This window comes from Gordonia sp. DT101 (assembly GCF_049844895.1).
In the GTDB taxonomy this organism is placed as follows: domain Bacteria; phylum Actinomycetota; class Actinomycetes; order Mycobacteriales; family Mycobacteriaceae; genus Gordonia.
Window position 1 is genome coordinate 260,993 of record NZ_JBNCLX010000003.1, and the last position, 26,999, is coordinate 287,991.

At 66.8% G+C, this 26,999-nt stretch carries 28 protein-coding genes and 1 riboswitch; of the genes, 12 read left to right on the plus strand and 16 right to left on the minus strand.

The window, feature by feature from the left end; all coding sequences use genetic code 11:
• Positions 1-22 precede the first annotated feature (22 nt).
• The gene (gene coaA, locus ACLQ3I_RS12510; protein ID WP_425788317.1) at positions 23-964 is read left to right on the plus strand and encodes a type I pantothenate kinase; all 942 of its coding nucleotides are present in this window, start codon (positions 23-25) and stop codon (positions 962-964) included.
• A 2-nt stretch (positions 965-966) separates the two neighbouring features.
• Here coaA and ACLQ3I_RS12515 read toward each other — a convergent pair whose 3' ends face one another.
• Both ACLQ3I_RS12515 and ACLQ3I_RS12520 read right to left on the minus strand, forming a co-directional pair.
• Positions 967-1,452: a carboxymuconolactone decarboxylase family protein gene (locus ACLQ3I_RS12515; RefSeq protein ID WP_425802221.1), complete on the minus strand. Its 486-nt coding sequence runs from the start codon at positions 1,450-1,452 to the stop codon at positions 967-969.
• Complete coding sequence (locus ACLQ3I_RS12520) at positions 1,449-2,204, minus strand: SDR family oxidoreductase (RefSeq protein WP_425788321.1); 756 nt, start codon at positions 2,202-2,204, stop codon at positions 1,449-1,451. The genes ACLQ3I_RS12515 and ACLQ3I_RS12520 overlap by 4 nt, the downstream gene beginning before the upstream one ends.
• Positions 2,205-2,301: 97 nt before the next feature.
• Here ACLQ3I_RS12520 and ACLQ3I_RS12525 point away from each other — a divergent pair, with 97 nt between their 5' ends.
• Positions 2,302-3,780: a PLP-dependent aminotransferase family protein gene (locus ACLQ3I_RS12525; RefSeq protein ID WP_425802223.1), complete on the plus strand. Its 1,479-nt coding sequence runs from the start codon at positions 2,302-2,304 to the stop codon at positions 3,778-3,780.
• 30 nt (positions 3,781-3,810) lie between these two features.
• Here ACLQ3I_RS12525 and ACLQ3I_RS12530 read toward each other — a convergent pair whose 3' ends face one another.
• Positions 3,811-4,593 carry an isoprenyl transferase gene (locus ACLQ3I_RS12530; protein WP_425788325.1) on the minus strand — a complete coding sequence of 261 codons (783 nt, stop codon included), beginning with the start codon at positions 4,591-4,593 and terminating at the stop codon, positions 3,811-3,813.
• Positions 4,594-4,639: 46 nt separating this feature from the next.
• On the opposite strand from ACLQ3I_RS12530, the gene trhA reads away from it, so the two are divergent.
• The 4 genes from trhA to ACLQ3I_RS12550 all read left to right on the plus strand — a co-directional run bounded on the left by trhA (position 4,640) and on the right by ACLQ3I_RS12550 (position 8,347).
• Positions 4,640-5,311: a PAQR family membrane homeostasis protein TrhA gene (gene trhA, locus ACLQ3I_RS12535; RefSeq protein WP_425788327.1), complete on the plus strand. Its 672-nt coding sequence runs from the start codon at positions 4,640-4,642 to the stop codon at positions 5,309-5,311.
• Between the two features lie 127 nt (positions 5,312-5,438).
• The gene (locus ACLQ3I_RS12540; protein ID WP_425802225.1) at positions 5,439-7,055 is read left to right on the plus strand and encodes an alkaline phosphatase D family protein; all 1,617 of its coding nucleotides are present in this window, start codon (positions 5,439-5,441) and stop codon (positions 7,053-7,055) included.
• 90 nt (positions 7,056-7,145) lie between these two features.
• Positions 7,146-7,760 (plus strand): ClpP family protease, encoded by a 615-nt coding sequence (locus ACLQ3I_RS12545; RefSeq protein ID WP_425788331.1) that lies wholly within the window; start codon positions 7,146-7,148, stop codon positions 7,758-7,760.
• Positions 7,757-8,347, plus strand: coding sequence for a ClpP family protease (locus ACLQ3I_RS12550; protein ID WP_425802227.1), 591 nt, complete (start codon positions 7,757-7,759; stop codon positions 8,345-8,347). The genes ACLQ3I_RS12545 and ACLQ3I_RS12550 overlap by 4 nt, the downstream gene beginning before the upstream one ends.
• 29 nt (positions 8,348-8,376) lie before the next feature.
• Here ACLQ3I_RS12550 and ACLQ3I_RS12555 read toward each other — a convergent pair whose 3' ends face one another.
• From ACLQ3I_RS12555 to ACLQ3I_RS12570, 4 genes are all read right to left on the minus strand, one after another.
• Positions 8,377-8,724, minus strand: a complete 348-nt coding sequence (locus ACLQ3I_RS12555) for a helix-turn-helix domain-containing protein (RefSeq protein WP_425788335.1) — start codon at positions 8,722-8,724, stop codon at positions 8,377-8,379.
• Positions 8,725-8,791: 67 nt separating this feature from the next.
• Positions 8,792-9,796, minus strand: a complete 1,005-nt coding sequence (locus ACLQ3I_RS12560; protein ID WP_425802229.1) for an ABC transporter substrate-binding protein — start codon at positions 9,794-9,796, stop codon at positions 8,792-8,794.
• The gene (locus ACLQ3I_RS12565) at positions 9,793-10,569 is read right to left on the minus strand and encodes an ABC transporter ATP-binding protein (RefSeq protein WP_425788339.1); all 777 of its coding nucleotides are present in this window, start codon (positions 10,567-10,569) and stop codon (positions 9,793-9,795) included. Before ACLQ3I_RS12565 ends, ACLQ3I_RS12560 begins: the two co-directional genes overlap by 4 nt.
• Complete coding sequence (locus ACLQ3I_RS12570) at positions 10,569-11,606, minus strand: FecCD family ABC transporter permease (RefSeq protein WP_425802230.1); 1,038 nt, start codon at positions 11,604-11,606, stop codon at positions 10,569-10,571. Before ACLQ3I_RS12570 ends, ACLQ3I_RS12565 begins: the two co-directional genes overlap by 1 nt.
• Positions 11,607-11,696: 90 nt before the next feature.
• A riboswitch (cobalamin riboswitch) is annotated at positions 11,697-11,910 on the minus strand.
• 46 nt (positions 11,911-11,956) lie between these two features.
• Here ACLQ3I_RS12570 and ACLQ3I_RS12575 point away from each other — a divergent pair.
• Both ACLQ3I_RS12575 and ACLQ3I_RS12580 read left to right on the plus strand, forming a co-directional pair.
• Positions 11,957-12,484 carry a hypothetical protein gene (locus tag ACLQ3I_RS12575; protein ID WP_425788343.1) on the plus strand — a complete coding sequence of 176 codons (528 nt, stop codon included), beginning with the start codon at positions 11,957-11,959 and terminating at the stop codon, positions 12,482-12,484.
• Between the two features lie 119 nt (positions 12,485-12,603).
• On the plus strand, positions 12,604-14,076 hold the full coding sequence (locus ACLQ3I_RS12580) for a PepSY-associated TM helix domain-containing protein (RefSeq protein ID WP_425802233.1): 1,473 nt from the start codon (positions 12,604-12,606) through the stop codon (positions 14,074-14,076).
• Positions 14,077-14,202: 126 nt separating this feature from the next.
• Here the strand turns inward: ACLQ3I_RS12580 and ACLQ3I_RS12585 are convergent, their stop codons facing one another.
• From ACLQ3I_RS12585 to ACLQ3I_RS12595, 3 genes are all read right to left on the minus strand, one after another.
• The gene (locus ACLQ3I_RS12585) at positions 14,203-15,273 is read right to left on the minus strand and encodes a 3-deoxy-7-phosphoheptulonate synthase (protein WP_425802235.1); all 1,071 of its coding nucleotides are present in this window, start codon (positions 15,271-15,273) and stop codon (positions 14,203-14,205) included.
• Between the two features lie 138 nt (positions 15,274-15,411).
• Positions 15,412-15,543 (minus strand): hypothetical protein, encoded by a 132-nt coding sequence (locus ACLQ3I_RS12590; RefSeq protein WP_425788349.1) that lies wholly within the window; start codon positions 15,541-15,543, stop codon positions 15,412-15,414.
• 475 nt (positions 15,544-16,018) lie between these two features.
• Positions 16,019-16,465 (minus strand): Lrp/AsnC family transcriptional regulator, encoded by a 447-nt coding sequence (locus tag ACLQ3I_RS12595; protein ID WP_425802813.1) that lies wholly within the window; start codon positions 16,463-16,465, stop codon positions 16,019-16,021.
• Between the two features lie 97 nt (positions 16,466-16,562).
• Here ACLQ3I_RS12595 and rocD point away from each other — a divergent pair, with 97 nt between their 5' ends.
• Both rocD and ACLQ3I_RS12605 read left to right on the plus strand, forming a co-directional pair.
• Positions 16,563-18,653, plus strand: coding sequence for an ornithine--oxo-acid transaminase (gene rocD / locus ACLQ3I_RS12600; protein WP_425802238.1), 2,091 nt, complete (start codon positions 16,563-16,565; stop codon positions 18,651-18,653).
• Positions 18,650-19,291, plus strand: coding sequence for a histidine phosphatase family protein (locus tag ACLQ3I_RS12605; protein ID WP_425802241.1), 642 nt, complete (start codon positions 18,650-18,652; stop codon positions 19,289-19,291). Before rocD ends, ACLQ3I_RS12605 begins: the two co-directional genes overlap by 4 nt.
• A 30-nt stretch (positions 19,292-19,321) precedes the next feature.
• On the opposite strand, the gene ACLQ3I_RS12610 is transcribed toward ACLQ3I_RS12605, so the two are convergent.
• The 6 genes from ACLQ3I_RS12610 to mca all read right to left on the minus strand — a co-directional run bounded on the left by ACLQ3I_RS12610 (position 19,322) and on the right by mca (position 25,685).
• The gene (locus ACLQ3I_RS12610) at positions 19,322-20,587 is read right to left on the minus strand and encodes an RNA polymerase sigma factor (RefSeq protein WP_425802244.1); all 1,266 of its coding nucleotides are present in this window, start codon (positions 20,585-20,587) and stop codon (positions 19,322-19,324) included.
• 6 nt (positions 20,588-20,593) lie between these two features.
• On the minus strand, positions 20,594-20,980 hold the full coding sequence (locus ACLQ3I_RS12615) for a YciI family protein (RefSeq protein ID WP_425802247.1): 387 nt from the start codon (positions 20,978-20,980) through the stop codon (positions 20,594-20,596).
• Positions 20,981-21,111: 131 nt separating this feature from the next.
• Positions 21,112-22,083 carry a GDSL-type esterase/lipase family protein gene (locus ACLQ3I_RS12620; protein WP_425802250.1) on the minus strand — a complete coding sequence of 324 codons (972 nt, stop codon included), beginning with the start codon at positions 22,081-22,083 and terminating at the stop codon, positions 21,112-21,114.
• Positions 22,084-22,352: 269 nt separating this feature from the next.
• Entirely contained in the window at positions 22,353-24,416 is a 2,064-nt protein-coding gene (locus ACLQ3I_RS12625) for a thioredoxin domain-containing protein (protein WP_425802253.1), read from the minus strand.
• Complete coding sequence (locus tag ACLQ3I_RS12630; protein ID WP_425802816.1) at positions 24,391-24,774, minus strand: hypothetical protein; 384 nt, start codon at positions 24,772-24,774, stop codon at positions 24,391-24,393. Before ACLQ3I_RS12630 ends, ACLQ3I_RS12625 begins: the two co-directional genes overlap by 26 nt.
• A gap of 14 nt (positions 24,775-24,788) precedes the next feature.
• Complete coding sequence (gene mca / locus ACLQ3I_RS12635) at positions 24,789-25,685, minus strand: mycothiol conjugate amidase Mca (RefSeq protein WP_425788367.1); 897 nt, start codon at positions 25,683-25,685, stop codon at positions 24,789-24,791.
• Between the two features lie 48 nt (positions 25,686-25,733).
• Here mca and ACLQ3I_RS12640 point away from each other — a divergent pair, with 48 nt between their 5' ends.
• Together ACLQ3I_RS12640 and ACLQ3I_RS12645 are read left to right on the plus strand one after the other, a co-directional pair.
• Complete coding sequence (locus tag ACLQ3I_RS12640; protein WP_425788369.1) at positions 25,734-26,204, plus strand: DUF4307 domain-containing protein; 471 nt, start codon at positions 25,734-25,736, stop codon at positions 26,202-26,204.
• A gap of 38 nt (positions 26,205-26,242) precedes the next feature.
• Positions 26,243-26,959: a queuosine precursor transporter gene (locus ACLQ3I_RS12645; RefSeq protein ID WP_425802818.1), complete on the plus strand. Its 717-nt coding sequence runs from the start codon at positions 26,243-26,245 to the stop codon at positions 26,957-26,959.
• Positions 26,960-26,999 lie beyond the last annotated feature (40 nt).

The following is a 26,999-nucleotide window of genomic DNA, read 5'->3' on the forward strand; positions in this document are numbered from 1 at the left end:
GTGCGCCCTAAGCTGTAGGACCATGGCACGCGACACGACCGGGCGCGATCCCAGTCTGTACCTGGAGCTCGACCGTCGACAGTGGCGTGAACTGCGCGAATCGATGCCACTGGTCCTCAACGACAACGAGCTCCAGCAACTCGTGGGACTCGGTGAGCAGGTCGACCTCGACGAGGTCGCGGATGTCTACCTCCCGCTCTCCCGTCTGATCCATCTGCAGATCGCCGCACGGCAGCGACTCTTCGCGGCGACGTCGACATTCCTCGGTGAGCGCCAGACCAACCGCCAGGTGCCGTTCGTCATCGGGATCGCCGGCAGCGTCGCCGTCGGGAAATCGACGACGGCCCGCGTCCTCGCCGCCCTGCTCGCCCGCTGGGAGTCGCATCCCAAGGTCGACCTGGTGACCACGGATGGCTTCCTCCTGCCGACCGCGGAACTGGAGCGCCGGGGGATCATGCACCGCAAGGGATTCCCTGAGTCCTACGACCGTCGCTCCCTGCTCCGGTTCGTCACGGAGGTCAAGTCGGGTGCCCGCGAGGTCACCGCGCCGGTCTATTCCCACATCGCCTACGACATCGTTCCCGACGTGAAGCACTATGTTCGCCAACCGGACATCCTCATCCTCGAGGGGCTCAACGTGCTGCAGACCGGCCCGACGCTGATGGTCTCGGACCTCTTCGACTTCTCGATCTACGTCGATGCGAAGACGGCCGACATCGAGCACTGGTACATCTCGCGGTTCCTGCAGATGCGAACAACATCCTTCGCCGATCCCGATTCACATTTTCACCACTACTCATCGCTGACCGACGAACAGGCCACCGTTGCCGCCCACGACATCTGGATGTCGATCAACCGGCCCAACCTGATCGAGAACATCCTGCCGACCCGGCCGCGGTCGACACTCGTCCTGCGCAAGGATCGCGATCATTCGATCAACCGAGTCCGGTTGCGCAAGTTGTAGCCTCACCGGGTCCGACGCTCATCGAGCCCGGCCGGATACCGACCCGTCACGGCGATCCTGTTCCACGCGTTGATCATCACGATCGAGGCCACCACCTGACCGAGTTCGAACTCGTCGAAAAGGTCACGGGCCCTGCCGAACACGCCATCCGGGACACCGTGCTCACCGAGTCGCGTAACCGCCTCGGTGAGCTCCAGCGCCGCCCGCTCTCGCTCCGAGAACAGATGCGGCGCCTCGGCCCATACCGACACCATCCCGAGGGTGATCGGCTCCATACCGGCCGCTAGCGCATCGGAGAGATGCATGTGCAGGCAGTAGGCGCAGCCGTTCAGCTGGGACGCCCGGATCCTGATGAGTTCACCGACGGTGGACTCCAGTCCTTCCGACGACGCACGTTGCAGCGCGACGAGCGCCTTGTAGACACCGGGATTGTTGCCCGGCAACCACATCCGTCGGGTATCGGGAATGTTGTCCGAGAGGGTCGTCATGCCGCGTACTCCTTGTCCAACCATTGGTCGAGAGTCGTCGATGCGACCACCGTGGGGGCGTCGGGTACCAGACCACCGTCCCGGATCGCCTTTCCGCCGATCTTCACGCCGACCACCCATCTCGGGGCCCCCGCCCGCCGGGCGATGGCCTTGCCGATGTCGGTGAGATCGAGCACCTCGGGTCCCGCCACCTCGACGTCGGGGCCGTCCGATGCCATCACCACATCGGCCACCGCCGCCGCCGCATCCGCCGACGACAGCGGCCGGCAACGCATATGTGGCACGGCCGCCAGCGGACCGAGGCGCAACGTACTCATCATCTGCCGCGCGAGCTCGTACCACTGCGCCGATCGCACCACCGTGAGCCGATCCACACCGAGAGCAGCGCGGTAGGTCGCCTCCTGGGCCGCCTTCCCCTGGTAGTAGCCGAACTTCGCGTTGACCGCAGGGTCGGCGGCGTTGATGATCGACAGACAGATGACGTGGCCGACACCGGCCTCGATCGCCGCGGCGGCCACGTTGGCGGCCACCGTTGCGTAGAAGTCGATTGCCGCCTTCGCCTTGGTCGTCACGATGTTCGTGCAGTCCACCACCGCGTCGGCTCCGGCGAAGCTCTCCACCAGGCCGGTGCCCGCATACGCATCGACGCCACTGGACCGTTGTGCCGCAAGCACATCGACGCCCCGGTCCCGAAGCCGGCCGCTCAACGACCTGCCGATCTCGCCGCTCGCGCCGAGTACGACCACTTTCATGTCCTGTTCCTCTCGAGACCGTCGAACCATCCGAAGTTGTCGATGTCCAGATTAGGAGCAGATTGCATCACAAAAGTGGTTCAATCCCATAGTGGATATGCAGGCCAATTCGGACCCCTGGGAACAGGTCGCCCAACGACTCGGCACGGATCTGTTTCTCGACCTGCAACCGGATCCCTCGGCGAGCGCGCGTGGCAGAGGTGCGCGGCTACGCCGCTCGCTGGCCGGGGCCCTGCGCGCCGCCATCGACGACGGGCGTCTCCCGGCCGGCACCCGACTCCCGCCGTACCGGTCCCTCGCCGCCGACGTGGGACTCGCACGCGGGACGGTTTCCGCGGTCTACCAGGAGTTGATCGCCGAGGGATGGCTGGTGGCCCGCCAGGGCTCGGGGACCCGGGTGGCCGACACCGCACGGCGGCCGGAATCCCGGCCGGCTGCCACGGTGCGGTCACCGACACCGATCCCGGTTCACAATTTCGCACTCGGCCAACCGAATCCGTCCCTCTTCCCGCGCACCGACTGGGTGGCGTCCACGCGACGGGCCATCATGGCCGCCCCCGACGAGGCCTTCGGTCCCGGCCACCCGCAGGGCAGCGCTCCCTTGCGCCGGTCGCTGGCGGCCTACCTGTCCCGCGTGCGCGGGGTCCACGCCGACCCAGAGCAGATCGTCCTCACCACGTCGGTGATGCATGCCCTGGAGTTACTGTCCCGCAACGTCTTCGACGAAACACTGGCCGTCGAGAGCCATGGCCTCCCATTTCACCGGGCCGTGATCGAGCGTGGCGGGACGGCGACCACCCCGATACCGATCGATGCGGGAGGTGCGATCATCGACGACCTTCCCACCCACGCCTGCGGAGTGCTCCTGACGCCGAGTCATCAGTTCCCGACCGGTGTTCCGCTGTCGCCGACCCGACGAGCCGACGTCATCAACTGGGCACGGGCCCACCGCAGGCTGATCGTCGAGGACGACTACGACGGCGAACTCCGATATGACCGTGAGCCGATCGGCGCCCTCCAGTCGCTCGGTCCCGATGTGGTGATCTACACCGGCTCGGTCAGCAAGAGCCTCTCCCCCGCCGTGCGCATCGCGTGGCTGGTCCTGCCACCACATCTGGTCGACACGGTGGTGTGGTCCAAGGGGATTCGCGAACCGGACGCCAGTGTCGTGGACCAGCTCGTCCTCGCCGATCTGATCGACTCGGGTGCCTATGACCGACACATCCGGCGCAGCAGGCAGCACTATCGGCGGCGACGCGATCGACTGACCGCACGCCTCGCCGAGGCCGGCCTCCGACTGCCGGGGATCGCCGCCGGATTGCACGCGGTGATCCCGATCCCCGCCGAGTCGGAACCGATCGTCACCGACGCCGCCGGGCGACGCGGATTCGCGTTGGCGCCGCTGTCACTGTTCCGTCACCCCGCCGCACCGGTCCCCGCCGGAGTCGGTGACTCCGACAATTCCCGAACAGGAGGCATCGTCGTGGGGTTCGGCACTCCGGCGGCCTCCACCTTCGCGGCCGACGTCGATGCCCTCGTCACCCTGATCACCGACCACCTCATCCCCGCGGGATGAGTCCACCGATGAGAGCAACCGGCGAGCCGGTCACTTGCCGAAGCGCCGGCTCCGCGCCGAGTAGTCACGGAGCGCGCGCAGATAGTCCACCCGGCGGAACTCGGGCCAGTAGGCGTCGGTGAACCAGATCTCCGAGTAGGCACTCTGCCAGAGGAGGAACCCGGACAGGCGCTGTTCACCGGAGGTGCGGATGACCAGATCCGGATCGGGCTGACCCTTCGTGTAGAGGTTGCGGTCGATCGCATCCACGGTGACGGCGCCGATCATCTCCTCCGGGTTGTCACCGGTGGCGAGACTCTCACGCAACAGCGACTGCACGGCATCGACGATCTCCTGTCGACCGCCGTATCCCACCGCGACGTTGACGTTCATCCCGTCGCGCTCGCGTGTCCGCTCCGACGCCGTCTGCAACCGAGCGGCCACCTCATCCGGGAGTTGCGCCAGTGAACCGACGATGCGGACCCGCCAATCCCCCTCCGGCCCGGAGATCTCCTCGACGATGTCGGGCACGATCTCCATGAGGGCATCGAGTTCATCGGAAGCGCGCTGCAGATTCTCGGTGGACAGCAGATAGATCGTGACCGTCGAGATCCCCAGCTCGGCACACCAGGACAGCATCTCGGCGATTCGCTGCGCACCCACACGGTGACCGTGGCTGACATCCTCGAACCCGGCATCCCGTGCCCATCGCCGGTTGCCGTCACAGATGATCGCGACGTGGCGCGGCAGACGCGACACATCCATGAGCTGAACGAGCCGGCGTTCGTAGACGCTCAGCATCGGTCGCCGGAGCCGATCGGGAAGTAGTTTCATCGCTGCCTGATCCTATCGGCTCAAAAGTTACGGTACCGTAGGTTGCGTGAGCACCCTGACGGACGACCCGATCGCGGCCATCAAGCCCCGACTGCGTGGCGTCATCCATCAATACTCCGCGTGGGTGGCCGCTTGCGCCGGACTCGCGGTGGTGATCGGAGCCGGTGTGCTGCGCGGGCCCGGCGCGGCTGTCGCCTGCGCGATCTATGCGGTGACGGTCTTCGGCGTCTTCGCGGTGAGCGCGAGCTACCACCGCATCCCCTGGAAGACGCCGCGCGCACAGGTCCGGATGAAGCGTGCGGACCATTCGATGATCTTCCTGTTCATCGCGGGAACCTATACCCCGTTCTGCGCGCTGGCCCTACCCGCGGAGGTCCGATGGTGGGTGCTCGGCATCGTCTGGATCGGCGCGATCGCCGGCGTTGCTCTCAAGCTCGTCTGGCCGTCGGCACCACGCTGGCTCGGCGTCGCACTGTACATCCTGCTCGGCTGGGTGATCATCGCCGTCGCTCCCGCCCTGGTCAGTCACGTCGGCTGGATGGTCATCGTGCTGCTCGCCGTGGGCGGTGTGTTTTACACCGTCGGTGGCATCCTCTACGCCGCCCGCTGGCCGAACCCGTGGCCCACCACGTTCGGACATCACGAGGTCTTCCACGCATGCACCGCGGTTGCTGCCCTCATGCATTACATCGCCGTCTGGCTCGTGCTCACCGCCTGATCCAGTTCTGACCGACACCGCCGCGGCGCATCCACGTCGACCGTGGTGACCTCGTCTTCATCCGAGCATCATCCGACATCAAGCCGCCGGACGACATCCGGTCAGTCGGCATTGGTCGGCTTACCCCATGCGCAGCAACCACCTGCCGGACGTCTCGATCACCCGCGACAAGACGCTGCGTGTCGGCATGACACGTCGCAGATTCCTCACCTGGACCGGCGTCGCCGGCGGATTGGCCGTCATCCCGGGTCTCCTCGGGGACGCACCTGCGTCGTCCGGTGCGCCCCGCCTCGGCGACCACCTGTTCACCCTCGGGGTCGCCTCCGGCGATCCACTTCCGGACGGAGTGGTGCTGTGGACCAGGCTGGCCCGGAACCCACTCGCGCGCGGTGGCGGAATGGGTGCGGCCCCGGTACCCGTCGAATGGGAGGTCGCCACCGACGAGACGATGCGCCGCATCCACCGGCGCGGGTCGGCCCCGGCCACCGCCGACAACGGCCACAGCATCCACATCGATGTCCGCGGGCTCGAGCCGGCGCGCGACTACTTCTATCGGTTCCGCGCGGCAGGCGATATCTCCGAGGTCGGTAGGACCCGCACCGCCTCAACCGGCCGCGCGAACGCTCTGACGTTCGCCTTCGCCTCCTGCCAGTCGTGGGCCGACGGTCACTATGTCGCCTACGCCGACATGGCCTCCCATGCCCCCGATGTGGTCTTTCACCTCGGTGACTACATTTACGAGAAACCGATACCCCGCAATGGCGGGCGCCGCCGGACCAGTGCCATGCCGGAATCCGCCCACCGCGAGGCCATGGACCTCGACGACTACCGCGATCGCTACGCTCTCTACAAGCTCGACCCACACCTGCGCGAGATCCACCGGACCAGCCCGTTCGTCACGATCTTCGACGACCATGAGGTGGACAACAACTGGGCGGCAACGGTTCCCGAGGATGATCAGCCGATTCCCGCCTTCCTGCTCCGGCGGGCGCGGGGACTCAAGGCGTGGTGGGAGAACACCCCGGTGCGCGCCGCGCACCAGGCTCACGGGGCCGACGTCCGCGCCTATCGGCGCTTCGGTTTCGGCGACCTCGTGGAGTTCAACGTCCTCGACACCCGTACGTTCCGCAGTGATCAGGCCAACGGCGACGACGACACCGCGCAGAACGGCCCCACGGCCGATCCCCACCGGACGATCACTGGCGCCGCGCAGGAACGGTGGCTGCTCGACGGATTCTCGCGGAGTCGACATCGGTGGAATGTACTGGCACATCAGACCACCATCGCCGACCTCGCCCACGTGGAGAACGGCGTCCGCGAGGTCAGCATGGACGGGTGGAGCGGGTACGAGGCCTCCCGGGCCCGGGTACTCGACGGCGCGCGTCATCGCGGGGTGACCAATCTCGTGTCGATCGTCGGTGACATCCACCGCAACGCGGTGTCCGAGCTCCGATCGACCTATCGACATCAATCACCCACCGTCGGCGTCGAATTGGCCGGGACGTCGATCTCGTCGGGAGGCGACGGCGAGGACAGTGACGAAACCGACCGTGCGATCAAGGCGGCATCACCACACGTCCGATTCGGGAACGCCCAGCGCGGTTACGTCCTCAACCGCCTGCGGCCGGATCGATGGGAGGCCGAGTACCGGGTGGCCGACTCGATCGCGGCGCCGTCGGCCCGGCTGCGTCGTCGTGCCCTCATCACCATCCCGAATGCCCGACCGACCGTCGACGTGGTCTGATCGCGCGGACGCACGCTGCTCGTGGCAGCATCGTTCTGCGTGCGGCAGCGCGCCGATGCGAGACCGACGGGAGCGGCGCAGGATCGGGGCATGAGTGACGAACAACGCTTTCTCCCACTTCGCAAGCGAACCGCGGAAAACCTTCTGAGTCAACGCATCCTGATGCTCGACACGGCACTCGACGACGAGATCGGCAGCCAGCTGTGTGCGCAGCTGGTCATGCTGGCGTCCGAGGATCCGGTGGCCGACATCGGGCTGTGGATCAACTCGCCGGGTGGATCCGTCCCGGCCATGCTCGCCATCATGGACACGATGCGCCTGATACCCAACGACGTGAGCACCGTGAACCTCGGAATGGCCTACAGTGCGGGGCAATTCCTGCTCTGTAACGGGACACGCGGCAAGCGGTATGCACTCCGCCACGCCAAGGTCCTGCTGCACCAGGGGTCCGCGGGCATCGGCGGCTATGCGCCCGACATCGAGCTCCAGGCCGACGACCTTCGACACGTCCGCGACACCGTTCTGACGATCATCGCCGAGCAGACCGGCCGGCCGGTCGAGAAGATCTTCGCGGATTCGCTGCGTGATCACGTCTTCACCGCCGAGGAGTCGGTCCGGTACGGGTTCATCGACCATGTCGTCGACGATCTGGCGCAGATCCGCCCGCTGACACCGGCTTCGACAGGATTCGGGGTGGCACGATGAGTACTTACACGATCCCCAACGTGATCAGCCGGACGCCGAACGGCGAACGGGTGATGGATGTCTACAGCCATCTGCTCGACGAGCGGATCATCTATCTGGGCACGGAGATCGACGATGGCGTCGCGAACGCGTTGATCGCGCAGATCCTCCACCTCGATTCCGACAACCCCGACGCGTCGATCGACCTGTACATCAATTCGACGGGCGGCTCGGTGATGGCGACCTTCGCCCTGTACGACACCATGCAGTACTGCCACGCCCCGATCGCCACCACCTGTGTCGGGCAGGCACTCTCGTCGACTGCGCTGCTGTTGGCGGCGGGGAGTCCCGGGCGGCGGTCGGTGCTCCCGCACGCGCGGGTGCTGCTGCATCAGCCTTCGGGTCAGGGACGGGGCACCATCCCCGACCTGATCCTGGCGGCCGAGGAGATCCTGCGGGTGCGCGAAGAGATCGAGAAGGCCATGAGCCGCCACACCGGTCAGGAGGTCGAGACGCTCCGACAGGACACCGACCGGGACCGTGTGCTTCGGGCCGAAGAGATCGTCTCCTATGGACTGGCCGATCGGATCATCGATACCCGCGGGTAGCCGACCGATCACCCACGACGTCGGGTAGCTCAGGCCGCCAGCGCGATCGGCCGCCGGAGTGTGCGCATCGGTGCCGTCGCGGACGCCGGGACGGACACGGCCCGCAGCACGGGCACCGCGGTCATCCGCGACAACTCGATGGTCACCTCGCGTGTGAGGTCGAGCAGCGACAGTCCGAGAGCGCCGGCGACCGCGGCGAGCAGTTCCGACGATGCGTCCTTTCGGCCCCGTTCGATCTCGGAGAGATACTGGCTCGAGACACCTGCCCGCCGCGCGGTCTCCACCAGGCGTTCGCCGCGGTCGTGGCGATGTCGTCGGATGACGCGTCCGGTGACCTCGCGCCACAGGGGTTCGGCTGTCTGCGGTCCGGCGTCCATGGGCCGATGGTAGGTCGCCACCGAGCGTTGGCACCGCGGGTTCTGCTGTCAGCAGAACCCGCGGTTCTCAGAACCCCGTCGACCGGAGGTAGCGGGCGACCGTGGTGATCGCGCTCGGATTGCGCGGGCCTTCCACGAGCGCCGCATACGGCAGCGCGAGAAACCGCTTGTCGCGTACGGCATCGGTCTGCGACATCAGTGGATGGGTCTCCAGCTGCCGGATCTTCGCCGCGACCGTGTTCTGCGGCCCCGCACCGTAGTCCACGATCAGGATGACCTGCGGGTCACGTTGTGCGGCCGCCTCCCATGATGTGGATGTCCACGAATTCGCCAGGTCGCCAAAGATGTTCGTACCACCGGCCTCCGAGATGATCTGCTCCGGTGCGGCGTATTTCCCGGAGGTGAACGGGTTGGGATCAGCGCTGTCGAAGAGGAACACCCGTGCCCGGCGGTCGGCAGGCGGCGCTTCCTCGTTGGCCTTCGTCACCTCGGCCCGATAGTCGGTGACCAGGGCATCCGCACGGTCGCGGACGCCGAAGATGTCTCCGATGTTCGCCAGATCGGAATACAACGCGTCGAGGGGCGGCATTGTGCCGCGCTCGGTGGTCCCCGGCTGACGGCATGCCTCGGTCAACTGGTACGGCGTCGCGCCCAGACTGCGAATCCATTCCGGCGTCACCCCGGTCGACTCCTTGAACCCGTAATTCCACCCCGCGAAGACGAAGTCGGGATTCGCCGACTGGATGACCTCACGTGTGAATCCGTCCCCCAGGGAAGTGGTCCGTTCGAAATCTGCCCGCCACGGCGAGGATTCGATGTCCCGTTCTTTGCCGGCATATGTGGTGTATCCGGCCATTCGGTCGGACAGGCCGAGCGCGAACATGATCTCGGTGATACCGGTGTCGTTCGTGACCACCCGGTCGGGACGTCCGGGCACGGTCAGCGGTGCACGGCAGTTCTCCACGCTGACCTCTCCGCCTGCCTCCTTCGGCGCGGCGCCCTCCACCTGCGCACCACAGCCCGACAACACCAGCAATGCCGACAGACCCGTGATCACCGATCTCGTTCTCATTCCGCTTCTTTCTCGTCGAAGATGACTTGGGGAACATTCAGGCGTGGATGGTCGAACACATGACTGCCGATGCCGAAGAAGCGGTGAATCGCCGCAGGTGTGAGAACCTCGCGTGGTGTGCCGGCCGCGGCGACCCGACCGGCCGCCAGGACCACGAGCCGGTCGCAGAATTGCGCGGCGATGTTCAGATCGTGCAACGCCGCGACGACTGTGACCTCTCGATCGCGCGCCGCACGCAACACTGCGTACTGATGTCGGACATCGAGGTGGTTCGTCGGTTCGTCGAGAACCAGGACCTCCGGCTCCTGCGCGAATGCGCGGGCGATCAGAACCCGCTGGGCCTCCCCGCCCGACAGAGACGTGAAAGCTCGGTCGACGAGATGGGTGACGCCCGCGTCGTGCATCGCCTGGGCACAGATCTCCCGGTCGCGGCGGGCAGTCGAGGCCGTCAGCGATCGGTGCGGCAGACGACCGGTCGCGACCACCTCCGCTGCCGTGAAGTCGAAGTCGAGCGCGATCCGCTGGGTGAGGGCTGCCACCTGACGAGCGTTGTCCCGCATGCTGATCGACGTGATGTCGCGGTCGCCCACCCGTACACGCCCCCGAGTCGGGTCGAGTGCGCGATACAGGCAACGCAGCATCGTCGACTTGCCGCTGCCGTTGGGGCCGATGATGCCCAGGAAACTGCCCGGCGGCGCGTGGACGGTCACGTCACGAAGGATCGTCGCATGTCCGATCTCGACACCCACTTCGTCGTAGTCGACCCCCCGCATCACCCCGCCTCCGTACCGCGCCGGCGCATCAGGAGCAGGAAGACCGGCACCCCGACCGCGGCCGTGATCGCACCGAGCGGGAGTTCTTGCGGTGGGACGAGCGTTCGGGCAAGCAGATCCGCGGCGACGAGGAACACCGCGCCGATGAGCGGGGTGACCACCACCAACCGGCGATGGTCGGCGCCCACCAGAAGTCGCGCCACATGCGGCACCACCAGCCCGACGAACCCGATCGCCCCACACACCGAGACCATGACGCCGGTCATGAGCGCGGCCACGATGAACAGCAGCATGCGGAATCGTGAGGCGCGCAACCCGAGTGACGCGGACACCTCGTCGCCCATTGCCAACGCGTTGAGCTGGCGGGCCAATCCTGCGACGACCACGAGGCCGACCAGCACCACCGCCGCCACGAGCCCTGCGGTGTGCCAGCTCGTCGCGGCCAGACTGCCCAACAACCAGAACATCACGCTGCGAGCGGCATCTCCGGCGGGCGCGAGGAAGACCAGCACTGTGGTCAATGCCGAAAACCCGTAACCCAGAGCGGTTCCGGTGAGCACCAGCCGCAGCGGTGTGAGACCGCCGGCCGATCTCGCGATTGCGAAGACGATCACGGTGGCGACCAACGCCCCCACGAACGCAGCGGTCGGGAGCGCGTAGACACCGACTCCGGCGAAGACACCGAACAGCACCACCGCGGTGGCGCCCACTGACGCTCCCGACGAGATACCGAGCACGTACGGGTCGGCCAGCGCGTTGCGGACCATTGCCTGCACCACGAGGCCGACGGTGCTCAGTCCCGCCCCGACCAGGGCACCGGTGAGAACGCGAGGGAGTCGCGAATCGACCACGATCCGGTAGTCGGCGGCATCCCCGGCGGTGACCACGCCGCCGGTCAGGTCGGCCCACACATAGCCGACGGCATCGCGCCACGGGACGTGTGCCGTACCGAAGATGAGCCCGAGCACGGAGATCGTCAGGAGCCCCGACACGCAGAGCACACTCAGCACGCTCACGCGCAACCACTGCCCGGTCATCCCACCTCGTCACTCACCGAGGACACACGACGACGCCGACAGGTCGGCGGCACCGACCATGTCCCACGGAGTCGATGTCGACCGCGGCACGCCGCCGCGGTCACGTCGGCAGGTCTTCGGACTCCCGGACACGGCACAGTTCGTGCCACCTACTGACGGCCGCTTCCCAGGTCATCGCTGACCCAGTGCTCCTGGCCGCTGTCGTTTCCGGTCACCGCTGCGGGGCAGCCCTGGATTCGCACCAGATTCCCTCTTACGCTCGATCCGGACGAACCGGACGAAGACCGACGCAGCACCGAACTTAGCAGCCGACTCGATCGGCCCCGCAGCGCCGTCATACGATGCGGGCCATGCATCCGCAGGCACGCGCCCTCGACAAGGTTCGGGGTTGCGTTGTCGGCGCGTCGTCGGGGGTCACCTCGACCATCGCGCACGCAGCCGCGGGCGGCGGGTTGCCCGACTCCACGGCCCTCACTCTTCTGGTCGCGGTGTGCGCGGGGCTCGGCTGGACCGCCACCGCCGCCTCCCCGCCGCGCGCCGGATGGCCGGGCCTCGTCGGCATGCTCGTCGGCGGACAGCTCGTGGGTCACCTCGCACTCGCCGCCCTTTCTCATCACCACGCCACGCTGCTGACTCCCTCGATGGCGACCTTTCACATCGTCGCCACCGTGGTGGCGGTCGCCCTGGCGATCGGTCTGGAGACCGCGGTGATCGCCGCCCTGTCGGTGGTGATCCGGGCCGTTCTCACGCTCATCTCGGCGCCAGTCGACGTCTCGATGTCCTGGAGCGTGCTGCCCGCGACCGACGACCGCCTGCGGCCCGGCCGCAGGTGTGTCCGCCCGGTGGGTACCCGGGGTCCCCCGATCCCGGCGATGTGACCATTCCTCACCCTCGCTGACCTGCTCGCGTGTCGACCACGCGCGGCGGTCGGCTCTCTGCGTATGCGCACGACCTCATCTGTCGTGCGGCGCATCCAGCTCTCGAAAGGCGGACCTCTGTGTCCCTCACCCAGGAACCACCCCGACAGCCGCTCGACTCCTCGCCACCGACCGACCCGGCCGGTCGCCGGCCCGGTGGGCGCCACATCGGCTGGGAACCGTTGGTGCGACGACTCCACTTCTATGCCGGCATCCTGATCGCACCGTTTCTGATCGTCGCGGTCGTCAGCGGAGGCCTCTACGCACTCGCACCCGGTCTCGAGAAGGTCGTCTACCGCGAGCAACTGCACACCGACAGCACGGGTCAGGCCCGCCCCGTGGCCGATCAGATCCGCGCGGCCATGGCCACCCGACCGGATCTCGCTCTCTCCGCCGTGCGTCCGGCAGCCGCGCCAGGTGACACCACGCGCGTGCTGTTCGACGACCCGTCGCTCGGAGAATCGGAGCGGATGGCGGTCTTCGTCGATCCGGTCACCGCGCGCCCGGTCGGCGAGCTGGTGAGCTACGGGAGTGCCGGGGCCTTACCGCTGCGGACCTGGATCAGCCAGTTGCATCGTCACCTCCATCTGGGAGAACCTGGTCGCGTCTACAGCGAACTCGCGGCGTCGTGGCTGTGGGTGATCGCACTGGCGGGTCTCGCGTTGTGGATTGCGCGGTATCGCCGGATGAGGCGTGACCGGAAGGCTCGGCTGATCAGCGTCGACCGTTCAACCGGGGGCCGGGCCCGCACACTGAACTGGCATGGTGCCGTGGGTGTCTGGATCGTCGTGGGGGTGCTGTTCCTGTCGGCGACCGGCCTCACCTGGTCGCGCTTCGCCGGCGACAACATCGGCGAGCTGCGTCAGGCACTGAGCTGGACGACCCCGAGTGTGTCGACCTCCCTTGACGACTCCGCCACGTCCGCCGGTGCACACAGCGGACACGGCGACCACACGCCCGGGCATGACGGCGCCGGGGGTGCCGCCGTCGCCGATGCCGTCGGACAGGTGGACTCGGTTCTGGCAGTTGCCGATCGGATCGGGGTGACCGACGACGTCGAGGTGTCCGTACCGACAGGTCCGGCGACCGCATTCACGGTGGCAGAGACGCGCCGGCCATGGCAGTTCTCGCCGAACTCGGTCTCCATCGACGGAGCGACCGGACATGTCGTCGATGTCTCGTGGTTCGCCGACTGGCCCCTGGCCGCACAACTGACCACGTGGGGCATCGCCCTGCACATGGGTCTGTTGTTCGGTCTCGTCAACCAGATCGCGCTACTGCTGTTGGCGATCGGCCTTCTCGCAGTGATCGTGCGGGGCTATCAGATGTGGTGGCAACGCCGACCCCGGCGAGCGGACCGCTTCCTCGCTGTGGGGCGGCCACCGCTGCGTGGCGCGTGGCGAGGGGTGCCGGTCACGACGATCGCGGCGGTCATCGTGATCGTCGCGGCGGTCGGGTGGTTCATCCCGCTCCTCGGCATCAGTCTTGCTGCGTTCATCCTCGTCGACGGAGCCGTCGGATACGCGAACCAGTTGCGGCGCAAGCGGAGCTGAGCGTTGCGGTGGGACCGGATCGGGCCGGTCCCACCGCGACGTCGCCGACCGGGCACACTTTCGCGCCGAGTGTGCGCATCTGGATGACGCGACACAGCAGGTCCGGAGGCGTCCGGAATAGGCCGGTCAGCTCTGGGCCAGCGTCGCCAGCACGGCGGTGCTGGCCTCCCAGCCCATGCACTTGTCGGTGACCGACTGGCCGTAGGTCAGCGGTCGGGCATCGGGCGACTGCGCACCCGGCTCGAGGAAGCTCTCCAGCATGACGCCACTGATCGGCACCGTTTCATCCGCGCGCCGAAGCGAGCGGATCGCAGCGGCGATCTCGTCGGCGACTGCGGCCTGGCGAACGTGATCCTTGCCGGAGTTTGCGTGCGAACAATCGATCATCACCCGTTGCGGCAGTGAGGCTTTCGCGAGAGAGTTGACGGCAGTCGCAATGGACTCGGCATCGAAGTTCGGCCCGGCGGTGCCACCACGCAGGATCACGTGGCAGTCGTCGTTACCCGCGGTCTCCACCACGGATCCGTGGCCGAAGTCGTCAACTCCGAAGAAGACATGTTGCGCCGCTGCGGCTTTCACGCCGTCGATCGCGACCTGGATGTTGCCGTCGGTGCCGTTCTTGAACCCGATCGGCATCGACAGCCCCGATGCGAGCTGTCGGTGGACCTGCGACTCCGTGGTGCGCGCCCCGATGGCGCCCCAGGCGACGGTGTCTGCGATGTATTGCGGGCTGGTCGGTTCCAGGAACTCACACCCGACAGGCAGTCCGAGGTCGATGATGTCCAGCAGCAGCGAGCGAGCCGTCCGCAGTCCGCGTTCGACGTCGAAGGTGCCGTCCATCCCGGGATCGTTGATGAGTCCCTTCCAACCGACAGTGGTGCGGGGCTTCTCGAAGTAGACGCGCATCACGATCTTCAGCCGATCGGCGTAGTCCTTCGCCAATGGCGCCAGGTGCCGTGCGTAGTCCAGCGCGGCCACCGGGTCGTGCACCGAGCACGGTCCCACCACGACGAGCAGACGGTCGTCACGGCCGGCGAGGATGTCGGCGATCTCGTCGCGATCATTCTGGACGGTGACGGCACGTCGTGCCGTCAGCGGCAGTTCACTGCGAATCGTGTCCGGTGACGGGATGGCACGAAAGGACTTGATCCGACGATCGGAGGTCGTTTCGGCAGTCAAGTCGGGAATGGTGGTCACGTCGTGCCTTTCGGGGTCTGGCCCGGTCGTTGTCGGGTGCCCCTGGTTGCTCATAGATCACCGGAGGCCCTTGAAATGACGAAAGCAGCAACCTTGCGGTCGCTGCTCGGGCTCCGGGTGTTTGCGCGCGCGGCAATGTCAGCGCTTCATCGCGGCCCCACCCGGAGCCTCGATAAAGCGCCAATAGGCGCGCACGGTGGTCATCACGGCGACCAGGCTAGCACGACCCCGCACCGCGACCAATTGCGCCGCCGCATACCGTGCGCTCATGCACCGCGTCGTGCGACCTCGATTCGCACGTTCACAGCACTCGGCATCGCTTTCCTCACCCTCCTCCACGCGGTCGTCCAGCCGTCCCGGCCGATGCCCGTGAGCCGGTACACAATGTGACACAGGGTGATTCGAGGGCCGCGGGCCCGACCGAGATCATCGGCTGCGGCCGATCACCAGTCACCTATCCGGATAGCTGGCGGGCCTCATCAGGACCGCGGCCTTCCGATCGGCGGCGGTCGCGGGAGCAAAGGCCGAGAACATCACCACCACACCTCAGCTGCGGTCACAAGGTTTCGCTCCACCGCAGATCGGTGCGCTCCGCCCCGACACCGACCTCGCGACCATCCGATCGGCGGCAACAAGAAATGGTTCGAGGGCTACGTGACGTCGAGCGAGTAACTCGGATTCCATCCGAACCTGGCGGGCAACAAGGCGATCGCCCGCATGATCGCGAACCGACTCCCGCCGACTCTCACGGGTGCCCGCGATCGATCAGCTGACTCAGCACGATGATGGACTCGGAATGGTCGACCGGACCCGCGCCGCGGATCCGTTCCAGCGCCTGCTCCAGATGGCGCACGTCGCGAGCGCGGACCCGAAGAATCGCGTCCGCCTGACCGGTGATGGTTGCCGCGCTGACCACTTCGGGAATCGGTTCCCACGCCGCCTTCAGCGACTCCGGCGAGATGTTGCCTCGGCAGGAGACCTGGACGTAGGCCTCCGTGGTCCACTGCATCGCCTGCGGATCGATGACGGCGGTGAACCCCTTGATCACGCCGTCGCCGAGAAGCCGATCGACGCGTCGCTTCACCGCGGGCGCCGACAGGCCCACCTCGTCACCGACCTGCGCGAAGGTGGCACGGGCATCCCTGGCCAGGCAGGCGAGCACCTTTTCGTCCAGATCATCCAGCTGGCGCAATGTATCTCCGTTTCGTGCCACTGCCGCCATCCTTTGTTGCGCTGATGCGCAACGGGCGTTGATTGTTTGCGCGACAAAGGGAGCATAGCGTCGATTCATGACGCTGACGAGCCCTGCTCTCGCTCCGGTCGCCCGGGTACCCCGGCTACGGACCTATGCCATGACGCCGCCAGTTCACTTCACGGTCAGCTACGCGATCAATCCGTGGATGGATCCGTCGACACCCGTGGACACCGACCTCGCGATCGCTCAGTGGCTCCGCCTGCGCGAGACCTACGAATCGCTCGGTCATCGCGTCCACATTGTCGATCCGCACCCGGGCCTACCCGACATGGTCTACGCCGCCAACGGCGGTCTCAGCATCGGCGGACACACGATCGCGGCCCGCTTCGCCTTTCCCGAACGCGGACCCGAGGGCGATCTCTACGCGGCTTGGTTCGACGGGAACGGCCTCGGTCCGGTTCATCGGACGGTCGGCATCCAGGAAGGCGAGGGCGACTTCTTGGTCGTCGGGGACCGCATCCTCGCCGGTACCGGCTTTCGGAGCCACCGTGACACCCACGACGAGGTCTCGGCGATCACGGGTCTGCCGGTCGTGACGCTCGAGCTGGTCGATCCGCGGTACTACCACCTCGACACGGCTCTGGGGGTGCTCGACGACGAGAACATCGCGTACTACCCGCCCGCGTTCTCCCCCGCCTCGCGAGCGCGGCTGACCTCATTGTTCCCGAGCGCCATCGTCGCCACCGATGCCGACGCTGCGGTCCTCGGCCTGAACCTCGTCTCCGACGGCCACCGCGTCGTGATGACCGGTGCGGCACCACACCTCGCGGAGTCGCTGCGCGCCGCCGGCTACGACACGATCGCGATCGATCTCTCCGAACTACGCAAAGGCGGCGGCGGCATCAAGTGCTGCACCCTGGAATTGAGGGCCACCGACAAGGAGGTCCTGGCGATCCCTCCCGCTGTGTCCCCTCCCCCTGAGCGTCCCTCTGCTGTGCCTCCCCCGGCCGAGCCCCATGTCGCGCACAACTATTCACCGCTGCCGGTCACCGCGGCGACCGCTGAAGGCGCCTGGATCACCGACGTCGACGGACGACGTTTTCTCGACTGTCTCGGCGCGTATTCGGCCGTCAACTTCGGTCACCGCAATCCCCGGATCGTCGCCGCCGCGACGGCCCAACTCGAACGCATCACGTTGACCAGCCGTGCGTTCCGGTCCGACCGGCTCGAGCCCTTCTGCGCCTCGCTCGCAGCACTCTGCGGCAAAGAGATGGTCCTGCCGATGAACACCGGCGCCGAAGCCGTCGAGTCGGCGATCAAGGTGGCGCGCAAATGGGGCTACGACGTCAAGGGCGTACCGGACGGTCAGGCGAAGATCGTGGTCGTCGACGGCAACTTCCACGGCCGCACCATCAGCATCGTGAGCTTCAGCGACGACCCGGACGCACGAAACGGATTCGGGCCGTACACACCGGGGTTCGTGCGGGTGCCCTTTGGCGATGCAGCAGCGATGTCTGCTGCCATCGATGAGTACACGGTGGCCGTCCTCGTCGAACCGATCCAGGGGGAAGCCGGGATCATCGTGCCGCCGGACGACTACCTGCCGCGCGTGCGCGCGCTCTGCACCCAGCACGATGTCCTGATGATCGCCGACGAGATCCAGTCCGGGCTCGGCCGGACCGGAAAGACCCTCGCCGTACAGCACTGGGGCGTCGAGGCGGACCTCTACACCCTGGGGAAGGCTCTCGGCGGAGGCATCCTGCCGGTGTCCGCCGTGGTGGCCGACCGGGACGTCCTCGGCGTCCTGCACCCCGGCGAGCACGGCTCCACGTTCGGCGGCAACCCGCTCGCCGCGGCCGTCGGTCACACAGTCGTCGACATGCTCGCCGAGGGCACCTGGCAGGCACGCGCTGCCGACCTCGGCAACCACATGCACGCCCGGCTGCACGACCTGATCGGGCACGGCGTGGTCGCAGTACGCGGCCTCGGCCTGTGGGCCGGGATCGACGTCGAACCGTCGCTCGGCACCGGCAAGGACATCTGTCTTCGGTTGGCCGAGCGCGGGGTGCTCGCGAAAGACACCCACGGCGCGACACTTCGACTCGCGCCGCCGTTGGTGATCACCGAGGCGGAGATCGAGTGGGCGGTCGATCAGCTGGCGAAGGTCGTAAGCTCGGCAGGGTGACCGACGACCCAGGTGCTGCCGACATCCCGACGAACCGACGAGTGCTCCTCATCCGGCATGGGCAGACCGAATGGTCGCTGACCGACCGGCACACCGGGCGCACCGACATCGATCTCACCGCACGTGGTGAGGAGGACGCTCGCGCACTGGCCGGCATCGCCGACCGCCTCGGCCTCGTCACCCCGTATGTCTTCGCCTCACCTCGACGCCGCGCTCAACGGACCGCGGAACTCGGCGGGCTTGCTGTCGACAAGGTCGATGATCGCTTCGCCGAATGGGATTACGGGGACTACGAGGGTCTCACCCGCGCACAGATCCACGCCGACGGTGATCCCGACTGGACGATCTGGACATGCGGCGGGCCAGGCGGCGAATCCGTCGATGACATGACCCGCCGGGTCGACGGCGCGGTCGAGCTCGTCGAGCAACGCCTGACGGAGTCCGACGCGATCATCGTGTCCCACGGGCACTTCTCGCGATCGTTCGTCTGCCGATTCTTGGGCTGGCCGATCGGCCAGGGCGCCGAGATCGATCTCCGACCCGCGGGCGCGGCGCTGCTCATGCAGCTGGGCCGGGATCGACGACTCTGCGCGCTGGTCGGTCCGGAAGGTGCCGCGGCCACCCACCTCGCGCTCTGAACACTCGTCGGTAGCGATCTGATACCCCACTCACTCGCCCGACCGCCCTCCCGTCACCACGCACTTTTCGATGCGACTCCGCAGGTGACGCTGCTCCACCGGGTTGTCCGCCAACGTGAGCGCGCGGCGGAACGCCGCACCGGCCGCCTCCCGATCACCGGCCCGATAGAGGAGCTCGCCCCGCGCGGCATGCCACAGGTGATAATCGGTGAGTCCGTCGATCGCATCGACTTCGGCCAGTCCCCTTTCCGGGCCGTCGACCATCGACACCGCTATCGCACGATTGAGGGCAACCACCGGACCGGGACCGATCCGCTCCAGGATGCGGTAGAGGTCGACGATGGCCTCCCAGTCGGTGTCGGCCGCTGTCTGGGCTCCGGCGTGCAACGCGGCGATGATCGCCTGGATGCGATAGACGCCGACACCAGGACGTGCCACCGCCGCCTGCAACACGGTGCGCGCACGGTCGATCATCGTTGAATCCCAGTGACTTCGGTCCTGCTCTGACAGCACGACGAGGTCTCCGGCGACGTCCAGCCGCGCTCCGAATCGAGCCCGATGGAACAGCTCGAGCGCTAGGAGGCCATGCGCCTCACCGTCTTCCGGGATGAGCTGGATCAACTGACCGGACAACCGGATCGCTTCGTCCGCGAGGTCAAGCCGGACGAGTGACGACGTTGCGCCCCTCGACAGATACCCCTCGTTGAAGATCAGGTAGAGCACCCCCAGCAACACACCGACGCGGCCATCGATGTCGGCCGGGATGGTGAGCGGGATCCGCGCGTCACGGATCTTACGCTTTGCACGGACGATCCGTTGTGCGAGAGTACGTTCCGGCACGAGGAAGGCGGCTGCGATCTCGGCGGTGGTGAGACCGCCCACGAGACGTAGCGTCAACGCGACCTGCGCATCGCGATCCAGTGCCGGGTGACAGCACAGCAACAGCAGCCGGAGACGCTCGTCGCCGAGCTCGCGGCCATCGATGATCAGTTCCGGACCGGTGGACGGCTCGCTCTCCGTCAGCAGCTCGGGTGCGGCCGCAGTGAGCCGACGACGGCGCGACGCGCGCAGACGTAGTTGGTCGACGATCCGATTGCGGGAGACGGTGTACAGCCACGCGGGCGGATTGTCGGGGATACCGCGGGTGGGCCAGGTCTCGGCGGCTTGTAGCAGCGCATCCTGGACGCAGTCGTCGGCGAGGTCGACGTCGTCGAAGCGGGCAGCGAGGAGAGCGAGCACACGCCCGCTCTCCTCACGCGCCAGACGCGCAATGGCCGCTCCTACGGTGTCGGCCACAGACAGTCAGGCCTCGACCGGCGTCGGGGTGCCGTCGTAGGCCGCGAAGAGCTGCACGGGCCGAACCTCGACCACTCCGAACGGCAGCGGAATCCGACCCGCCCACTCGAGCGCGACATCGAGGTCCGGTGCGTCGATCCGGTAGTACCCGCCGAGCTGTTCCTTGGCCTCGACGTACGGGCCGTCGGTGATGGTGGGGCTCTGCCCGAGGGTCAGTCGCATGGTGGTGGCCGATGCACTCGATGTGAGGCTGGCGCCCTCGACCAGCAGGCCTGCCGCGGCGAGGGCTTTTCCATAGCCGGCCCACGCCGCGCGCATCTCCTCGGAGCCCTCCTGGCCTTCCTCGGGCATGGGCACGGATTCGTCAATGGTGATCGCCAACAGGTATTGCATGTCAGGTCCTCTCTCGGATGCCGAATGGCAGGTGATGCCGGCCCACTGCCGCCATCTGCCCCTATGACGAAGCAATCATCACGGATCGACAGCCCACCCGAGGAATTTTCTCGAGAACGTTGCGGTCGGGATCACCCGCGCAGGCTCTCACGTTCGCGGATGACCTGTTCCAGCACCACAGCGGTGGCACGTTGCCCGGCCTGCGTCGGGTGATATCCACCCAGGATCCAGTTCCGGAACTTCGCGTTGTCCGGTCCGTACTGGGGGGCCGCCACCCGCGGTCCCCACTCCCAAGGATCGGCACTGCACAGGTCGTGGCGTTGATTCCACGGCGATCCCGGACGAGCCAGGTCGACGAATGTCTCGCCGGCACGACGGGCGTTGTCCCGCGAGATCTCGTTGATCTTGCCGATGAAGTCGTTGAGCATCCCGACCTCGGGATCGGACATGAACCACCCGCAGCGACTGCGTTGGTCTTGGCCCACGCGCGGAACCACCTGCGGTGCACCCAGGACGTAGACATGTGCGGTAGGAGCGTGGGCCCGGGCCTCTCGGATGATGCGTCGCTCGTGGAATCGCTGGTCGTCGTCGAGAACCCGCAGCGATCGCTCGACGGTCCGCCGATCGCACTCCCGTAGCTGCACACACTCGACCACCTTGATGAACTCCGGATTGCCGATCACCTGCATGACGACAACGTCGGCGTCACGGGGAAGGTGCTCGATCTGGCGCCCCTCGTCGAACTGAGCGTCCTGATCGATGTGTCGCGGTTGGGAATTCGCACAGGTCATGTTGGTGAACCGGGCGCCGAGTCGCTTCGCGACGATCTCCACTGCAGCATGTCTGCTACGAAAACAATAGTTCTGCGGTCCGGTCGTCCCGGCGCGATACGAGGTCATGTCGGCGGGGATCGTCTGGTAGTTGTCGGCGCCCTGACCCGAGATATACGAGTTGCCAATGGCGAACATGCGCAGCGGCGCCGCCGCATGCACGGTCGGCACGACGACGCTCAGTCCGGCCAGGGCGAACACGACGATGACGGCGATCCGAACCACTCGGATCGCGGTCCACGACACGACCGAACGCCGTGGTAGAGGCGGCATTGCAGTGACGATACTGACCGCCTCACGTCACGGGCAATGGTCCGCCCGGACGACACGCCCACTCATCGATCAGGCGCACCATTTCGACGACCGTGCGCAATTTCGCGCCGACCGTGCGCAGTTTCGCGCCGATCGTGCGCACTCTCCGACCGATTCTCACCGACGATCCATCGCAGTGCCCGCTCGCGTGAGTTCTGCGCCCGCTCGCGTGAGTTCTGCGCCCGCTCGACGAGGGCGCGCGGCGTAATTCGGGGTGTTGCCAGGCGGCGTCAGCCGGCCGCCGCCAATGCCTCCTCGAGTGCCCGGCCATCTGTGACCGGTAATCCACACACCGTGCCACGACAGACGTACGCGGCATCCGCGCCGTCCACCGTACCGCGCCCGTCCAGCAGCGGGATCGAATCACGTTCCCCGGCAACGACGATCGTGCCGCCGGGGGCAACCAGGCGCGCGTGTGCGGCGAGCTCGCCCATGCTGTCCGGACCCTGGGCGACCGCGATCTGCAGCGGACCGGACACACGGGTCTGTGCCACCGCGAGCCAGTGTCCGGCCGATCGGGGCACCTTGGCCAGGAGCACCACTGCGCGCGCCAGCGTCTGATCGAGAAGCTCCGCATATCGCGTCGCCGGACCGAATCGCGCGAGTGCCGACGCGGCCAGTAACGCCTCGGCCATCAGCGACGCACCGGCGGGTGTGGCCCCGTCGACGGGATCACGCGGCCGGGTGATCAGCCCGTCGCCGACGGCGTCGAACCAGGTGCCGGGTTGTTCGGGATCGGCGAACAGCTCGATCGCCGTATCGAGAACGGCCAACCCTTCTTCCCGCCACGATGTGTCACCGGTGACCTGATGGAGACCGAGCAGGGCGGTGACGAGTGCGGCATGATCGTCGAGCGCCGCGGCCGGCTGCCCGACGACCCCACCGAGCGACGAACGCCGCACCTGCCCGTCGACGACATGCCCGTCCAGCAGCGCCCGCGCACACCAGGCTCCCAGGTCGATCCAGTCCGGGCGTCCCAGACCGGCACCGGCCTCGACCAGAGCGGTGACCGCCATCGCGTTCCATCCGGTCACCACCTTGTCATCGCGCGCCGGTTGCACCCGCCCGCCACGCGACACCAGCAGGCGACCTCGGATCTGCGCGAACCGGACCGGGTCGTCGGGGTCGTGAGGCAATTGCAACGTGGACCGACCGTGTTCGAAGGTGCCCTCCACCGTCACCCCGAGAACGTCTGCCGCCCAACGTCCATCGCTCTCGCCGAGTGCCTCCGTCAGCTCCGCGGGTGACCACACGTAGGTCGACCCCTCCACACCGTCGGCATCGGCGTCGAGCGACGATGCAAACCCGTCCGACACACGCAGATCCCGGTCGAGGAACTCGATGGTCTCCTCGACGATCCGCGTCGCCAGCGGATCACCGGTGCGTCGCGCCAGATGTGCATAGGCTCGGAGTAGCTGTGCGTTGTCGTAGAGCATCTTCTCGAAATGCGGTACCACCCAGTCGCTGTCGACCGAATAGCGTGCGAATCCGCCGGCCAGCTGGTCGTAGATGCCGCCGCGCGCCATCGCGGAGGCGGTCCGGATCACCGCGTCGAGCGGCCGTCGGTCGGCAGTCCGCTCGCTTGCGCGGATCAGCCCCGCCAGTAAGGCCGACGGCGGGAACTTCGGCGCGCCACCGAATCCACCGGATCGGATGTCCTCGTCGTCGAGAATCGCGGTGACCGCATGGGTCAGCAACCGGTCGTCCACGCCGACGTCGGCGACCGGCAACGCCGCGGTGTTGGCCTCGAGGTGTTCACGGACCCGGCGCCCCATGGCGTCGATCTCATCGCGTCGCTGTGTCCAGGCCTCGGTGACCGCACCCATGATCTGGATGAAGGACGGCATACCGCCACGCGGTGACGAAGGGAAGTAAGTGCCGCAATAGAACGGGTCGCCCGATGGGGTGAGGAAGCACGTCATCGGCCAGCCGCCTTGCCCGGTCATCGCCACCGTCGCGTTCATGTAGATCGCGTCGATGTCGGGCCGCTCTTCCCGGTCCACCTTGATGCACACGAAATCCCGATTCATCACTGCGGCAGTCGAGTCGTCCTCGAAGGACTCGTGCGCCATGACGTGGCACCAATGGCAGGCCGCGTAGCCGACCGAGAGCAGGATCGGGACCTCTCGGCGGACTGCCTCGGCCAAGGCGTCGGTCCCCCACTCGTGCCAGTGCACCGGGTTGGCAGCGTGCTGACGGAGATACGGGCTCGTGGATTGATCCAGGGCGTTGCGCTGCAGATCCCTGTCACGACCCGTTTCGGTCGGTTCAGGTTTCGGCGGACTTCCGTTCATCGGCCTGCACCTTGCCTGTGGTGTCGGGGTCTGGGGTCTCCGGGTCTGGGGTCTGCGGGTCTGGGGTCTGCGGGCCTGGGGTCTGCGGGTCTGGGGTCTGCGGGTCTGGGGTCTCGGGATCGCCCTCTCCGTCGACGACCGAATCGGTTCCGTCGTCGAATGCCTGATCCGGTTCCGGATGCTCGGCGTCGAAGGTCTTCGGCAGCTTCTTCAGCTGTGAGTTCATCGACCGGATCAGCAGCGCGGTGGCCACGAGCAGGACGATGATGATCAGCAGAGCGAGCGGTGAGGCCTTGCCGAACTCGGGGCCTTCGGGCTGCTGATCCGCCAGGACCTGATAGCCGGCCGCTACGTGCATCGGGTTCAGCGGGCTCATGGTTCCTCGATTCCCGCGAACAGATCGGTCTCCGGGATCGATGTCTTCACTCGTGTCTGCGCGAGTTCGAACTCCTCGGTCGGCCATAGTCGCTGCTGCCATTCGAGCGGCACTGCGAAAAACACCCCGTTGGGATCGATCTGGGTCGCGTGTGATCGCAACGCATCATCGCGCTGCGGGAAGTACTTGCCGCACTCGACCTGGGTGGTCACCCGACCCATCAGGTCTCCACGACCGGGCTCCCACTTGCTGAGCCACTCGGTGAACGGACTCTCCTGCCCATTCCGCTCGAACTCGTCGGAGAACAGCACCATCCGATCGCGGATGAAGCCGTGGGTGTAATAGATCTTCGACACGGTCCACGGTTCGCCGGTGCCGGGGTATGCGTCCGGATCGCCGGCCCGCTCAAATGCCGCGACCGACACCTCATGATCCCGGATGTGGTCCGGATGCGGGTAACCGCCGCGCTCGTCGTAGGTGATCATCACGTGCGGCCGGAACTCCCGAACCACGCGGACGAGTGCTTCGACGGCGTCTTCGATGGGGATGTCGGCAAACGAACCCTCGGGCACGGGAGGGAGCGGATCGCCCTCCGGCAATCCGGAGTCGACAAAGCCGAGCCACATCTGCTCGACGCCGAGCGCCGCGGCCGCGTTCGCCATCTCTTCCTTGCGGACCTCACTCATCCGCTCCTTCACCCCCGGACGGTCCATCGCCGGGTTCAGGATGTCGCCACGCTCACCACCGGTGAGCGTGACCACGAGCACGTCATGGCCCTCGGCCGCATACTTCGCGGTCGTCGCGGCGCCCTTGCTGGACTCGTCATCCGGGTGAGCATGCACCGCCATCAGACGGAGACCTGCATGCGGTCCACCTGTGTGAGATTCGGTCACGCTTCCTCACCTTCGGATAGGTACTGCTCCCATGGTAGGTATTGACGCGTGAACAGTTCAGACGGGGGCACCGACGCCGGTGAGGATGCACCGCGCAGCGGGCCTCGGGCGACGTACCCGTCTGCGCAGTCGTCGACCAGTCGGCGACGCTGGTTCATCGGACTGTCTGCCCTGGTGGTGGTTGTCGGCCTCGCGCTCGCGGCGTTCGGCTACTCGAAGTTCGCCAATCCGGTGGTGTCCGGTGAAGCGGCCGGCTATCAGATCGTGAACCCCGCCACGGTTGCGGTGCAGATCACCGTGACGCGGCGGGACCCGGGACAACCCGCGGCGTGTGTGGTGCGCGGACGCTCCGCCGACGGCGATGAGACGGGCCGTCGGGAGATCCTCATCCCGGCGGGCACACAGACCCAGGTCGGCGTGCACACCGAGGTCAGCACGTCCAAGCCTCCCGTGATCGGCGAGGTGTTCGGCTGCACCACAGATGTGCCCGCCTACCTGACCGCACCGTCCGAACCGTGACCACCACAAGGCGCGATCGCCGCGCGGTCTTCGCGACCGTGTCGACTCCCTACTACGCGTACCTGATGGCGTTGTTCGTCGGCGTGATGCTCATCAGCAACATCACCGGCACCAAGGGTGTCGTCCTGTTCGACGACTGGTTGAACGTCTCGCTCGGTCCCATCCAGATGAACGGCCTGGTCACCGACGGCGCGTTCTACCTGTTCCCGCTTGCCTACGTGCTGGGCGACGTGATCAGCGAGGTCTACGGATTCCGTGCGATGCGACGTGCGATCCTCGCCGGATTCGCGGTGTTGCTGATCGCGTCGATCTGCTTCTGGCTGACGATCGAGTTACCGGCGGCGGACTTCTACGACGGGCAAGAGGCGTTCCGGACGGTCGCCGGTGTGGTTCCCCAGTTCCTGCTGGCCGGACTGGCCGGCTACCTCGCAGGCGAATTCCTGAACTCGTTCGTCCTCGTCAAGATGAAGGAACGCGCCGGTGAACGTCACCTGTGGGCGCGCCTCATCGGCTCGACGGTGGTCGGCGAGTTCGCCGACACCCTCGTTTTCTGCTCGATCGCAGCAACAGCCCTGGGCATCTCCACCTGGGGTGACTTCATCAACTACACGGTCGTCGGATTTGTCTGGAAAACGTTGGTGGAGATAGTGATCATGCCGGTGACCTACCTGGTCGTCGGATGGCTCAAGAGGGCCGAACCCAGCTACGCCGAAGCGCTCCGACAGGCCCCGCCGGACGACTCTGATGTGCTTTAGCTCTCAGTGACTGGTATCCTCAATTGATACACGGCTCCGC